The sequence below is a fragment of the Pandoraea nosoerga genome, assembly GCF_902459585.1.
In the GTDB taxonomy this organism is placed as follows: domain Bacteria; phylum Pseudomonadota; class Gammaproteobacteria; order Burkholderiales; family Burkholderiaceae; genus Pandoraea; species Pandoraea nosoerga.
Map to the genome: position 1 here is coordinate 153,386 of NZ_CABPSC010000002.1, position 12,582 is coordinate 165,967.

Genomic DNA, 12,582 nt, shown 5'->3' on the forward strand with positions numbered 1-12,582 from the left:
CGAAGATCGGAATTTGCTCGACCGCAAGGCGGCGCCAAACGCCCACACTCGGGGCTTCTTCCTGTTCTTCAGGACGCCGAAGCGCATGAATCGTGACGAGGCGTCAATGACGCGATGACTCTCGACAATTTCAAATCCTTGCGGGACAGCGCCGGGGCGGGGCGCGGCGAACACGAAACGGCGGGTTCGGGAAACGGCCTCGGCGCCATGGCGGACGGCATGGGGCTGGCCCCCGGTGCGGCGCACGGCACGGCGCCGATCGATATCGCCACTTTCCGGCTTGCGCTGGTGCACGAGCTCCGGGCGCCGCTGCAGGTGCTGCAGGGGCACCTCGACGCGCTTTGTGCGCAAGCCGAATGCGATGAGGCCGCCGCCCGGGACACGGGTCGGGGCGGGGGCGGTGACGAGGCCGGCGCCCAGGCCGGTGAGGGAGGCGGCCGTCTCACGCGCCGGGGCTTGGCGGACGTCAAGGACCGTTGGGCGCCCGACGGCGGCCAGGTGCCGATTCGCCAGCGCGTTGTTGCAATGCGCAATATGCTCGACGCGGTGGCCTCGGCCGTCGACGACGTACTCGAACTGGGGCAGGGCGACGTGGTGCAACTACCGCTGCGCGAGGCGCCTTTCGAGGTGCGGGCCTGTCTGGACGAAGAGGTCGGCTGGTTTGCGGCGAAGGCGCGCGCGAAGCATCTCGACCTGACGTGCTCCATTGCCGACGACGTCCCCGTCATGCTGCACGGCGATGCCGCGCGTTTGCGGCAGATTTTGCGCGTGCTGATCGACAACGCGCTGAAATACACCGCTTGCGGCGGCGTCGCAATCGCCGCGGCGTGGGCAGGCGCGCAAGGCGCCCGAGACAACGACGCCGCCGGGCGGATCGCAGCGCGGAAGCCCCTGCGCCCGTGCGCAGGATATTTGACCCTGGACGTGGCCGACACCGGCCCCGGTGTTCCGGCCGGCATGGAGAACGCCGTGTTCGCGGCGTTCTCGCGCGCGGACCAGGAAGCGCCCGGGGCCGGCCTGGGGCTGTGGATCGCGCGGCAATGGGCGCAGCGCATGGGCGGCGTACTGCGTGTGGAACCGTCCTCGACTGGCGCACGTTTTCAACTGTGTGTCCCGCTCGCCGCGTTGGCGTCCTGCGCGCCGTCCGGGCCATCCGAGCCACCTGGGTCATCCGAGCCACCTGGGCCATCGGAGTTACCTGGGCCGTCGGGGCCGTCCGCGGACTCGTCCGCTGCCGTGCGCGCATTGCCGCCATGCCGGCCGGGCGCGGCGAGCGAAGTGCCGGCCGTGCCTGTCGACGTGCGGCGCGGGTTGCGCGCAATGGTAGTTGACGATCACGCCCTGAACCGGGCGATCGTCGCCGAGCAACTCGGCGCGCTCGGCTGCGAGGTGCGGTGCGCGGCGGACATCACCGAGGCGCTGCTGCACTGGCTCCGCTGCGACCTCGACGTGGTGCTCACCGACGTTCAGCTTGGCGACGGCTCCGGTTTGACATTGGCCAGGACGCTGCGGGCGCTGGCGCCCGTACTGGCAAGAGACGTGCCGGTCGTGCTGGCGATCACGGGTTCGGTGGTGTCGGCCCGGGCCGCGCGCGAGGCCAGCCTGGACGGCGTGCTGACCAAGCCCGTCTCGCGCCACCGGCTCGCGCGGGCGCTGGCGGCGCGATGGCCGGCGTTCGGCCAGATGCACGGTGCGCAGGACTCAGCGGCGGGTGAGGCTGCCGGCGATACGCTCTCGCGCGGAGCCGCCGTGCCGGCCGGCGCGCGAAGCGTCGCGCTCAAAGACGACCCCTATGCGCGTCGTTTGATGCGAGACGAGATGGCGAAGGATCTGGCGCGTTTTCGCCGTTTGCTGGCGGGGCGGCGCGAGGAAGACCTGCGGGCCGCGCAGGCGGTGGTGCACCGTATGCGCGGCGCGTGCCGGATGTTCGGTGATCCGGTGCTCGTGGCGCGCTGCGAGCGGTTGGCGGCAAAACTCACCGAGACGCTGGTCCGCAGCGGCGCGGCGCCGGCCGGCGACGACGGCGTCGATCAGAGGTAGCGGCACACCGCCAGGTAGTGGCAGGCGGTGCCGCCGATGGCGAACAGGTGCCAGACCAGATGGCCGAACTTGATATGTCCGTCGAGCGAGTAGAAGACCGCGCCGATTGTGTAGGCGGCGCCACCCGCGTAGAGCCATCCGGCGCCCGGCCCCGGAATGGCGGCGAGTACCGGGCCGGCCACGAGCACCGCCACCCAGCCAAGCGCGACATAGAGCAGCGTGGAGACGAGCGGCCGGTCGAGCAGCCCGAGCGACTTGGCGATCAGCCCGGCGATGGCCATGCTCCACACGCCGGTGAGCAGCGGCCAGCCCCATGGGTCATGGAGGATCTTGACGGTAAAGGGCGTGTAAGTACCGGCAATGAACAGAAAGATGGCGCAGTGATCCACGCGCATGAACAGGCGCTTCGCGGGCCCGTCAGGCAGCCCGTGATACAGCGCGGAGGCCAGGTAGACGATGACCATGGTCGCGGCGAATACGCCGATGCCGATCTGTTGCACGGTGGTCGGCATTGGCGGGCGTACCGTCGAGAACAGGAACGGAATGGCCGCGAGGGCCGCGAGACAGGCGATGCCGTGGCTGACGCTGTTGGCGAGCTCTTCGCTACGCGTCTGGGCGCGTGCCGATGCTTTCATGTTTGCCCTCACGGATGGGCGGCGCGCCACTTGCGCACGGCATCGAGCGTGTTGGCCACGTGCTTTTCGGGGTTGAGGCTTACGTAGCTGTAGATCACCTTGCCGTCGGGGGCGATGACATACGAGACACGGTTGGCCAGATCAGGCTTGAGCGCCAGCACGGCGTCGTAGGCGCGCATGATGTGCTGGTCGGTGTCGGCCGCCACCGCGAACTTGCTGCGGCACTCCGACACGGAGAATTTGTTGAGTGTCTCGATGTTGTCGTGCGACACCCCGATCACCGTGGCGCCCATCGACTTGAACGTGTCGGCAGCCTCGGCGAAATCGTGCGCCTCGATGGTGCAACCCGTGGTGAACGCGGCCGGATAGAAGTACAGCACGACGGGGCCTTTCTTCAGGGCGTCGGCGAGGGAAAACGTGAAGACCTGCCCGCCGAGCGACGCCTGTGCGGCGAAGTCCGGGGCCTGCGCGCCGTTCTTGAGGGCTGCGTGTGCCGGGATGAAGCACCAGGCCGTGATACCCAGGACGGCTGCAGCGGCGGTCATTCCTAACCAACGTTTCATGCGTGGCTCCCATAGGTGGATGCTTAAGGATAGAGGCTTGCAACGGCAGTGTGCAACCTTGGGAGCGCAGGCGTCGCGGTCGCGCGACGCCCGTTGCGCTTTTGCCCGACGCACCTCGCCGCCGCCGTATTCCCGTCCTGTCCGCGTCCTGTTCCTGCCCTGTGCGCGTCCTGTGCGCGTCCTGTGCGTGTCCTGTCCGCCTCCTGCCCGCATCCTGTCATCGTCTCGCTGGCGGACGGTCATCGCCACGTCACGAAACGCCGGCACTCCCCATGGCGCCGGCCCCCGAGCCTGGGGCGCGGTCCCCAATGGGCAGCACCGTCGTCGATTTGATCTGCGAGAGCGCAATCATCGAGTTCACTTCCTGAACCATCGGCAATTGCGAGAGGCGCTCGAAGAAGAAGCGCTCGTAGGCGTCGACGTCGCGCGTCACGATGCGCAGCAGAAAGTCCACGTTGCCCATGAGCACGTGGCATTCGAGGACCTCCGGAAACGCCTGGATCGCCTTGGAGAACTCCGGCAGCGCGTTGCGGTTGTGGCCGGCGAGTTTCACGTGCGCAAACAGCATCACGTTCAGGCCCACCTTCTTGCGATCGACCAGCGCGACCCGGCGCTCGATGACGCCTTCCGCGTCGAGCCGATCGATACGCCGCCAGCATTGCGACTGCGACAGGCCGATGCGCTCGCCGATCTGGGCGGCGGACAACGATGCGTCTTCCTGCAGGATTGCGAGAATTTTCTCGTCGAATTCGTCGAGTTGCATGATTTATTCTCAATAAATGGCTTGATTGAATGAATCATGTGAAATTGACCGGATTTTGTCAACGATACGCGAAGCAATTACCGCCCGATGCCCGTAAGCTTGAATGTCATCAGGCGAGCTCGCGCCATGCTCGCCGCTGTTCGTTGACATCCGCAGGAAACCACGTACCCATGAAACTCGATCTGACTCTGCCCGCTGCCGAAACCGTGACTGGCGCCGTCGCCCAGCCCGTTGCTCCGTTGTCCGCCAAAGGGGCGGACCTGATTGCGCGCACGCTGGTCGAGATTGGCATCGACACGGTGTTCTGCTATCCGGGCGGGGCCAATCTCGAGATGCTCGACGCACTCTCGCGCGTGGATATCGCGCTGGTGCGCACGGAGCACGAGCAGGGCTCGGTGTTCGGCGCGCAGGGGTACGCGCGCGCTACCGGCAAGCTGGGTGTATGCCTGGCGACGTCCGGGCCGGGCGCGACCAATCTGGTGACGGGCATTGCGGACGCCGCCAGCGACTCCGTGCCCATTCTGGCCATCACTGGCAATGTCGCGACGCACTGGCTGGGCAAGAACGCGTTCCAGGAAGTCGACATCGTGGCCGTGACCCGGCCGGTGACCAAGCTCGCCCGGCAAGTGCGCGAAGCGCGCGACATCCCGGCGGCACTGCGCGAGGCTGCGGCATGCGCCCTGGCGGGCCGGCCCGGCCCGGTGCTGCTCGACTTTCCCAAGGACATCCAGCAGGCACGCCCCGATCAGCCGACCGACAAGCGTTTTACCGCGCCGGTGCCTGCCGGCATGAGCGACGAGACGGCCGAGCGCATCGCGGCGCTGCTCGCGGCGAGCGAGCGTCCCGTGATCTACGCTGGCGGCGGCGTCATCGCGTCCGGAACGAGCGCGCAGCTCGTGGCGCTGGCCGAAGCGCTCGACTGCCCGGTCGCGCTCACCATGATGGGCCTGGGCGCGATGCCCGATGACCATCCGCTGCTGCTCGGCCCGCTCGGCATGCACGGCGCTCATGCGGCCAATGTCGCGGTCAATGAAGCCGACCTCGTCCTCGCGCTGGGCGTGCGCTTCGACGATCGCGTGATCGGCGACCCGGCGTCGTTCGCGCGCTACGCCAGGATCGTGCACGTCGACGTCGACGCGGCCGAGATCGGCAAGAACAAGCCCGTAACGCTCGGTGTGCACGCCGACCTGCGCGACGCGTTTGCCGGCCTGCTCGCGCATGCGAAGCGTCGCGAAGTGCCGCAGTGGCATGCCTACCTGCGCGAGCGTCGCGCGGCGCATCCCCTGCGTCCCGTGCAGAACGCCGGCGACGGCGCGGGCCAGGACAGGGGCGACGTGCTCACGGGCGTTGACGTCATCACGGCGCTGGCCGCCTTGCTGCCGCGCGAAGCAGTGGTGACGACGGGCGTGGGGCAGCACCAGATGTGGGCGATGCAGCACCTGCGTCTGCGCGAACCTCGCACCTTCCTCTCGAGCGCCGGCTTCGGCACGATGGGCTTCGGCCTGCCGGCCGCGATCGGCGCCAAGGTGGCGTTGCCGAACGTGCCGGTGATCGATATCGACGGTGATGGCAGCCTCAACATGTCGGTCAACGAGCTCTCGACGTGCCGCCGTTACGGGCTGGGCGTCAAGGTGCTGGTCATCAACAACCAGTGGCTCGGCATGGTGCGCCAGTGGCAGGACATGATCTATGCGCGCAACCGGGTGGCGTCTTCGCTGGTCGATCCGAACGCGCCCGATGCGGCCGACGACGGCCGGCCGTACCCGGACTTCGTGACGATCGCCGCGGGCTATGGCGTGGCGGGCGCGCGCGTTACGCGAGCCGCGGACTTGCCGGGGGCGCTGGCGCGCATGCTGGCCGATCCGGGCGAGCCTTATCTCCTCGACGTGCTGGTGGCCCGCGAGGACGACGTCTATCCGATGATCCCCGCGGGCAAGACGTATCGCGACGTCGTTTTCGGACCGGGGCAGGCGGCCGGTCCCATCGCGGCAGGCGCCTTCTGAGAGGGCTGGCGGCAGCGTGCGGGCGGGGCGTCACCCCACGCGCCGCCCTGTGCATCGTTCCATGCATCGTCGCATGCATCGTCGCATGCATCGTCGCATGCGTCGTCATGTGGGCCGTCATGTGCGCTGCCCGCGCGCTCAGGTGTTACCGTCACATGAGAATCGCCCGTCACGTCGCGAGATCGCAACGAGCGAACCCGCTCAGGCGGGTTTTTTTCGTTTCGGCGGTGGCGAGGAGTATCATTGCGCTCTTTTACGAATTCTCGCCAAGGAAATCAACATGTTGACGAAGCGCCTCGTGCTGGCCGCCGCCTGTTTTCTGACGACCTTTGCCGCGGTGCCGGCAGCGCAGGCCGCCGATCCCACGTACACCGTGGGCGCCGGCGGCACGTATCGCCCGTTCGAGTTCGAAACCCCGCAAAAGGAGCTGGTGGGCTTCGACATCGACGTGATCAAGGCGATCGGCAAGGCCGGCGGGTTCAACGTGAAGCTGGTCAGCACGCCGTGGGAAGGCATCTTCGCAACGCTTGACCAGGGCGATCGCGACATCATCATTTCGGGCATCACCATTACCGACAAGCGTCGTGAAATGGTCGACTTCTCGGCGCCGTATTTCCCGGCAGATCAGGTCATCATCACCTCGCCGGGCGCCAAGGTGGCCGGTCTGTCCGACCTGAAGAAGCTGCAGGTGGGCGTGGTCAATTCGAGCACGGGCGACATCTCCGTGTCGGAAGAGCTGGGCAAGGCGAGTACCGCCATCCGCCGCTTCGACAACACGCCGCTCATGCTCGAGGAACTCTATCGCGGGGGCGTGGACGCCGCCGTGGGCGACGTCGGCGTGATCAAGTTCTACATCAAGAGCCACCCGGAAAAGCCGTTCAAGCTCGTGTACGACAGCAAGTTCAAGCGTCAGTACTTCGGTATCGCGGTCAAGAAGGGCAACAAGGCGGTGCTCGACAAGGTCAATGCGGGCCTGAAAAAGATCGTGGCTGACGGCACCTACGCCAAGATCTACAAGCAGTGGTTCGACGCCGACGTGCCGGCGCTGCCGCAACAATAAGCAACGCGTGTAAGATTCGCGCCACGCGCGCCAGATATCTGGCTCCTCGCGGCCCGTGAGCTGATCGTCGTCCTGCGACGTCAACCCCCGGGCCGCGAGCGTTTTTCCGCCGGCCGGCCGGTTCGTTTCATTTTGTGAGAAAGGTGCTTCATGGGTGGGTTCCAGTGGAACATCATCAGCGAATACATGCCCCTGTTCGTCGAGGGCACGCTGATGACGCTCAAGTGCACGGTGATCTGCGTGATCGCCGGCACGTTACTCGGGCTCGTGCTCGGCGTCGGCCGTCTGGCCGAGGCCCGTCATGGCTTCTACAAGTATTTCCTGCGCTACGCGGTGCAATACCCCGTGCGTTTCTATGTCAGCTTCTTTCGCGGCACGCCGCTGTTCGTGCAGATCCTGCTGATTCACTTCGCGCTCATGCCGATGCTGATCAACCCCGCGGGCGGCCTGATCGTCAGCGGCGACTTCGCACGCGAGATCCGCTCGCAGTACGGCGCGTTCATGTCCGCGGTGCTGGCCATCTCCCTGAACGCCGGCGCGTATGTGTCCGAGATCTTCCGCGCAGGCATTCAGTCGATCGATCGCGGTCAGGCCGAGGCGGCCCGCTCGCTGGGCATGACCTACATGCAGACGCTGCGCAAGGTCGTGCTGCCGCAGGCGTTTCGTCGCATGCTGCCGCCGCTGGGCAACAACGCCATCGCGATCGTGAAGGACTCCTCGCTGGCCTCGGCGATCGGCCTGGCCGAACTGGCATACGCGGCGCGCACCGTCTCCGGCGCCTACGCTCGCTACTGGGAGCCGTATCTGACGATTTCGCTCATCTACTGGGTGATCACGCTGGTGCTGTCGGCATTTGTTCAACATCTGGAATTGAGGTACGGCAAAGGTGATCGTCGTCAATAACCTGCAAAAGCAGTACGGCGATGCGCACGTGCTGCGCGGCATTTCGTGCCGCATCGAAGAAAGCGAAGTCGTTTGCGTGATCGGGCCGTCGGGCTCGGGCAAGAGCACTTTCCTGCGCTGCCTGAACGGGCTGGAGGACGTGAGCGGCGGCGAAGTGCTCGTCAACGGCTTTCACGTGGAAGATCCCAAGACGGACATGAATGCCATGCGCGCGAGCGTGGGCATGGTGTTCCAGCGCTTCAACCTGTTCCCGCACATGTCCGTGCTCGAGAATCTGATCCTCGCGCCGATGCAGGTGACCGGCATCAAGCGCGCGGAAGCGGTCACGATTGCCGAGCAGCTGCTGCGCAAGGTTGGCCTGCTCGACAAGATCGACGCGTTCCCGAACCAGCTCTCCGGCGGGCAGCAGCAGCGTGTGGCGATTGCGCGCGCGCTCGCCATGAAGCCCACCGTCATGCTGTTCGACGAGCCAACTTCGGCGCTCGACCCCGAGCTCGTGGGCGAAGTGCTCGAAGTCATGAAGTCGCTCGCCGAGGAAGGCATGACGATGGTGGTGGTCACCCACGAAATGGGCTTCGCGCGGGAAGTGTCCGATCGCGTGTTTTTCATCGATCAGGGCGTGATCATGGAAGAAGGGGCGCCGGAGCAGATCTTCTCGTCGCCGAAGCACGAGCGCACGCGCGAATTCCTGCGCAAGGTCCTGTAACGGCCGACGCCATTCTCACGACGCGGCGCGCGCGAAGGGTGTATCCGTGCGCTGCATCTGATTACAATGCGAGGGTACGCGCGCCAAGTGTCGGTCTACGTGATCGACCGCGGCGCGACGCCGGCGTCCTGAGCCCCCAGCCAGGTTTCTTTCATCGAGCAGCGACCGCGATGCGGCCTGCTTCGCAATCGCAGATTGCACTCCGATTTCATGAGGTTGTCATGAGCCAGCCAATCCCCGTGACCCGCCAGACGTTCGACGACGTGATGGTGCCCAATTACGCTCCCGCCCAGATGGTGCCGGTGCGCGGCGAAGGCTCGCGCATGTGGGACCAGGAAGGCCGCGAGTATGTCGATTTCACCGGCGGCATTGCCGTGAACGCGTTGGGCCACGCGAATCCGGAGCTGGTGAAGGTCATCGAGGAGCAGGCGCGCAAGGTGTGGCACATCGGCAACGGCTACACGAACGAGCCGGTGCTGCGTCTGGCGAAAGCGCTCACCGAAGCGACCTTTGCCGACAAGGCGTTCTTCTGCAATTCGGGCCTCGAGGCCAACGAAGCCGCGCTCAAGCTCGCACGGCGCTACGCATACGACCATGCGGCCGAGCGCGGCGGCAAGGAAAAGAGCGAGATCATCTCGTTCTACAACTCGTTTCACGGTCGTTCGCTGTTTACCGTGAGCGTAGGCGGTCAGGCCAAGTACACAGAAGGTTTCGGCCCGTTGCCGGGCGGTATCATGCATCTGCCGTACAACGACCTGGCGACCGTGGAGGCGACCCTCTCGGACGCCACGGCCGCCGTAATCGTCGAGCCGGTGCAAGGCGAGGGCGGTGTGCTGCCCGCCGATCCCGACTTCCTCAAGGGCCTGCGCGCCCTGTGCGACAAGCACGGCGCGCTGCTCATTTTCGACGAGGTGCAGACGGGCGTCGGCAGAACAGGCACCCTCTACGCCTATGAGCAGTACGGCGTGACGCCGGACATCCTGACGACGGCCAAGGCGTTGGGCAACGGCTACCCGATCGGCGGCATTCTGACCACGAGCAAGATCGCGGCGAGCTTCTCGCCGGGCACGCACGGCTGCACGTATGGTGGCAATCCGCTTGCCACGGCCGTTGCGGGCCGCGTGCTCGAACTCATCAACACGCCCGAGACGCTCAACGGCGTGAAGTCGCGCCACGACTACTTCATCAAGGGCATCGAAGCGATCAATGCGCGCCACGGCGTGTTTGCCGACGTGCGCGGCATGGGGCTGCTCATCGGCGCGGTGCTCAAGCCGGCATTCGCGGGCCGCGCGAAGGACATCGTCGCCGAAGCCGAGAAGAATGGGCTGATGCTGCTGGTGGCCGGCGGCGACGTGGTGCGTTTCGCGCCGTCGCTCAACATTCCGTTCGCGGATATCGACGCGGGCCTCGCGTCGCTCGACAAGGCGGTCGCGGCGGTGGCCGCCACGGCAAAGGCTGCCTGAGGTGGCCTGACGTCACTCAATGCCGCTTGGCACCGCCGTGTTCGCCGTGTTTGCTGGGGGGGCGCGCTCGTCGGCCGGCTGACGCCGGCCCGCACCGACCCTTCGCGCTGATGTCAGCACAAGGACAGCACGAAGGACACCACGAAGGACACCGGGCCGGACCGACGGAGCCCGTCGCTCCGGCCCATGTTTCATCGACCTCGCCGGATCTGCCCATGACACGCCCATCGAAATCGCTGACGCCGCCCCTGCCGCAAGGTGATCTGCCGTCGCCGGAGGATGTCGCATTGGCGTCGTCGCTGCGGGTGGTGCGGCTGGCGCGCCAGGACGATTTGCCCGCGCTGCTCAAGCTCGCCGAACTGGCCGGCCCGGGCATGACGTCGTTCAAGCCCGACCGGGCGGCACTCGAAGCCCGCCTGGCGCGTGTCGCCGCCACGATCGACGGCCAGGCGCCCACCGCAGCGCAGGGCTATCTGTTCGTGATGGAAGATGTGGAGACGGGCGAGATTGCCGGCGTGTGCGGGCTGGAGGCCGCCGTCGGGCTCGAACAGCCGTTCTACACGTACCGTAAGGACACCATCGTCCACGCGAGCCGTGAATTGAACGTCTGGTCGCGCATGCTGACGTTGTCGCTCTCGAACGACCTCACCGGCTACAGCGAGCTGTGTTCTCTGCTGCTCGATCCCGCATGGCGCGGGCATGGCAACGGCGCATTGCTCTCGAAGGCTCGCTTTCTGTTCATGGCGCAGTTTCCCGAGCGGTTCGGGCCGTATGTCTGCGCCGAACTGCGCGGCTATTTCGACGATGACGGCCAGAGCCCGTTCTGGCGTTCGCTGGGGCAGCACTTCTTCAAGATCGATTTCGATCAGGCGGATTACCTCACGTCGATCGGCAAGAAGTCGTTTGTCGCCGAACTGATGCCGAAGTACCCGATCTACGTCGACTTTCTGTCGCCGCAGGCGCAGGCGGCCATTGGCGTGACGCACCGCGATACACTCCCCGCGCGTCGCTTGCTCGAACAGGAGGGCATGCGCTCGGGCGCCCACGTCGACATCTTCGATAGCGGGCCGGTGCTCGAGGCGCGCGTGGCCGATCTGCGTGCGGCGCGCGACGGCCGTTATCTCAGCGTGAACATCGTGGATCCGGCCGCCAGCCAAAACGGCGGCACCGCGCCGCCGAGCGCCGTGCCTGCCGGCGAGGCGTATCTGGTGGCGCGTCTGGGGCTGGCGAGTTTCCGCGCGACGTTGGTCACCGGCCGTCCCGAGCGACGCAGTTTCGCAATGAGCCCGCTCGCGGCGAAGGCGCTGGGCGTGGAGCAGGGCGATCGCGTCCAGGTGCTGCCGCTCAAGCCGCCGCGCGCCGACGCGATCTGACACGGCGTCATCCGCGCATGCGCCTCGCGCGCGCGGAACCATTGCGCGCCGAGTGTCGCATTCATACGCGCAACGCGCACGTTCTCGGTCACGCAGCGCGCATGCGCACACCCGCGCGAAAGTTCGATGGAGAAAATTCATGAGGGCGGTGACGCCGATTCGGGCGTGCCGGCAAGACGAGATGACGCCGGTCAAAGCGCCTGCTCGCCGTACAAGCATTCGCGCATTTTTCACTTGATCTTGCCGCGTCGCCGTCTCTAGAATGACCTTTCGACGCGCCTCGGATGCCGTTGCCGCCGCCCCCATCGTGCTCGTGCGTAGCTTCGATATGGGCGCGCCAGTGGCTCGCGTTCGCTACCCGCGGTTATTTCACGAGAGGGATGCCATGCTCAGACTTCTGTCGAAATACTGGTGGTTGCTTGTGTTGCGCGGTGTACTGGCCGTGATTTTCGGCATTGCGGCGTTTGCGCTGCCCGGGGTCACGATCGCCGTCCTGGTGCTGTGTTTCGGCGCCTTCTCGTTTGTCGACGGCATCTTTTCCCTGAGCGGGGCGTGGAGTGCGCGCAGCGAGCACGCCGACTGGTGGCTGCCGCTGCTCCAGGGCATTGCCGGCGTCGTCATCGGCGTTCTGACCTATCTCAACCCGGCGCTGACGGCCGTCGCGCTGCTCATCTATATCGTGGCCTGGAGTTTTGTCACCGGCGTGTTGCAGGTGGCGGCAGGCATCGCGTTGCGGCGCGAAGTCAAAGGCGAGCTCTGGGTCATTCTCTCCGGTGTGTTCAGCATCCTGTTTGCCGTCTTCATCATGTGGCAACCCGGCGCCGGGGCGCTCGCGCTCATCTGGGCCATTGGGTCGTGGGCCGTCATCTGGGGCGTGCTCCTCGTGATGGCCGGTATCAAGCTGCGCGGCGCGGCCCATGGGCCGGCGCACGCTGCCCCGGGGCAACTGCGCCCGTAGATCCGCACGCCGGCACACCCGCACACCCGCGGCGCGCCGTTTGCCGATTTTTCTTCGTCCGCGCGGGCGGCTGGGGCCGTCCGGCGCCGACGGCCATCCCCGGCGGCCCGCCGGC

At 66.4% G+C, this 12,582-nt stretch carries 11 protein-coding genes; 8 read left to right on the forward strand and 3 right to left on the reverse strand.

Features of this window, described 5'->3' with window-relative positions; genetic code table 11:
* Positions 1 to 114: 114 nt before the first annotated feature.
* Entirely contained in the window at positions 115 to 2,040 is a 1,926-nt protein-coding gene (locus tag PNO31109_RS03675; protein ID WP_150554296.1) for a sensor histidine kinase, read from the forward strand.
* On the opposite strand, the gene trhA is transcribed toward PNO31109_RS03675, so the two are convergent.
* The 3 genes from trhA to PNO31109_RS03690 all read right to left on the reverse strand — a co-directional run bounded on the left by trhA (position 2,031) and on the right by PNO31109_RS03690 (position 4,001).
* Positions 2,031 to 2,675, reverse strand: coding sequence for a PAQR family membrane homeostasis protein TrhA (gene trhA / locus PNO31109_RS03680; protein WP_150554297.1), 645 nt, complete (start codon positions 2,673 to 2,675; stop codon positions 2,031 to 2,033). The two genes, PNO31109_RS03675 and trhA, sit on opposite strands and share 10 nt — an antisense overlap.
* A gap of 8 nt (positions 2,676 to 2,683) precedes the next feature.
* Positions 2,684 to 3,238, reverse strand: a complete 555-nt coding sequence (locus PNO31109_RS03685) for a peroxiredoxin (protein WP_150554298.1) — start codon at positions 3,236 to 3,238, stop codon at positions 2,684 to 2,686.
* A gap of 250 nt (positions 3,239 to 3,488) precedes the next feature.
* On the reverse strand, positions 3,489 to 4,001 hold the full coding sequence (locus tag PNO31109_RS03690) for an Lrp/AsnC family transcriptional regulator (RefSeq protein WP_150554299.1): 513 nt from the start codon (positions 3,999 to 4,001) through the stop codon (positions 3,489 to 3,491).
* Positions 4,002 to 4,171: 170 nt separating this feature from the next.
* Between PNO31109_RS03690 and ilvB the strand changes: the two genes are divergently transcribed.
* From ilvB to PNO31109_RS03725, 7 genes are all read left to right on the forward strand, one after another.
* Complete coding sequence (gene ilvB, locus PNO31109_RS03695) at positions 4,172 to 6,004, forward strand: biosynthetic-type acetolactate synthase large subunit (RefSeq protein WP_150554300.1); 1,833 nt, start codon at positions 4,172 to 4,174, stop codon at positions 6,002 to 6,004.
* Between the two features lie 280 nt (positions 6,005 to 6,284).
* On the forward strand, positions 6,285 to 7,064 hold the full coding sequence (locus PNO31109_RS03700; protein ID WP_206111077.1) for a basic amino acid ABC transporter substrate-binding protein: 780 nt from the start codon (positions 6,285 to 6,287) through the stop codon (positions 7,062 to 7,064).
* A 150-nt stretch (positions 7,065 to 7,214) separates the two neighbouring features.
* Positions 7,215 to 7,967, forward strand: a complete 753-nt coding sequence (locus tag PNO31109_RS03705; protein WP_150554301.1) for an amino acid ABC transporter permease — start codon at positions 7,215 to 7,217, stop codon at positions 7,965 to 7,967.
* Positions 7,951 to 8,673, forward strand: a complete 723-nt coding sequence (locus tag PNO31109_RS03710; protein ID WP_150554302.1) for an amino acid ABC transporter ATP-binding protein — start codon at positions 7,951 to 7,953, stop codon at positions 8,671 to 8,673. Before PNO31109_RS03705 ends, PNO31109_RS03710 begins: the two co-directional genes overlap by 17 nt.
* A gap of 221 nt (positions 8,674 to 8,894) precedes the next feature.
* Positions 8,895 to 10,136, forward strand: a complete 1,242-nt coding sequence (locus tag PNO31109_RS03715) for an aspartate aminotransferase family protein (RefSeq protein ID WP_150554303.1) — start codon at positions 8,895 to 8,897, stop codon at positions 10,134 to 10,136.
* 299 nt (positions 10,137 to 10,435) lie between these two features.
* On the forward strand, positions 10,436 to 11,509 hold the full coding sequence (gene astA / locus PNO31109_RS03720) for an arginine N-succinyltransferase (RefSeq protein WP_174966273.1): 1,074 nt from the start codon (positions 10,436 to 10,438) through the stop codon (positions 11,507 to 11,509).
* Between the two features lie 385 nt (positions 11,510 to 11,894).
* Entirely contained in the window at positions 11,895 to 12,467 is a 573-nt protein-coding gene (locus tag PNO31109_RS03725) for an HdeD family acid-resistance protein (protein WP_150554305.1), read from the forward strand.
* Positions 12,468 to 12,582 lie beyond the last annotated feature (115 nt).

Coding starts and splice junctions, on each gene's coding strand:
- PNO31109_RS03675 (WP_150554296.1), top strand. CDS start 115: ATGACTCTCGACAATTTCAAATCCTTGCGGGACAGCGCCGGGGCGGGG.
- trhA (WP_150554297.1), bottom strand. CDS start 2,675: ATGAAAGCATCGGCACGCGCCCAGACGCGTAGCGAAGAGCTCGCCAAC.
- PNO31109_RS03685 (WP_150554298.1), bottom strand. CDS start 3,238: ATGAAACGTTGGTTAGGAATGACCGCCGCTGCAGCCGTCCTGGGTATC.
- PNO31109_RS03690 (WP_150554299.1), bottom strand. CDS start 4,001: ATGCAACTCGACGAATTCGACGAGAAAATTCTCGCAATCCTGCAGGAA.
- ilvB (WP_150554300.1), top strand. CDS start 4,172: ATGAAACTCGATCTGACTCTGCCCGCTGCCGAAACCGTGACTGGCGCC.
- PNO31109_RS03700 (WP_206111077.1), top strand. CDS start 6,285: ATGTTGACGAAGCGCCTCGTGCTGGCCGCCGCCTGTTTTCTGACGACC.
- PNO31109_RS03705 (WP_150554301.1), top strand. CDS start 7,215: ATGGGTGGGTTCCAGTGGAACATCATCAGCGAATACATGCCCCTGTTC.
- PNO31109_RS03715 (WP_150554303.1), top strand. CDS start 8,895: ATGAGCCAGCCAATCCCCGTGACCCGCCAGACGTTCGACGACGTGATG.
- PNO31109_RS03725 (WP_150554305.1), top strand. CDS start 11,895: ATGCTCAGACTTCTGTCGAAATACTGGTGGTTGCTTGTGTTGCGCGGT.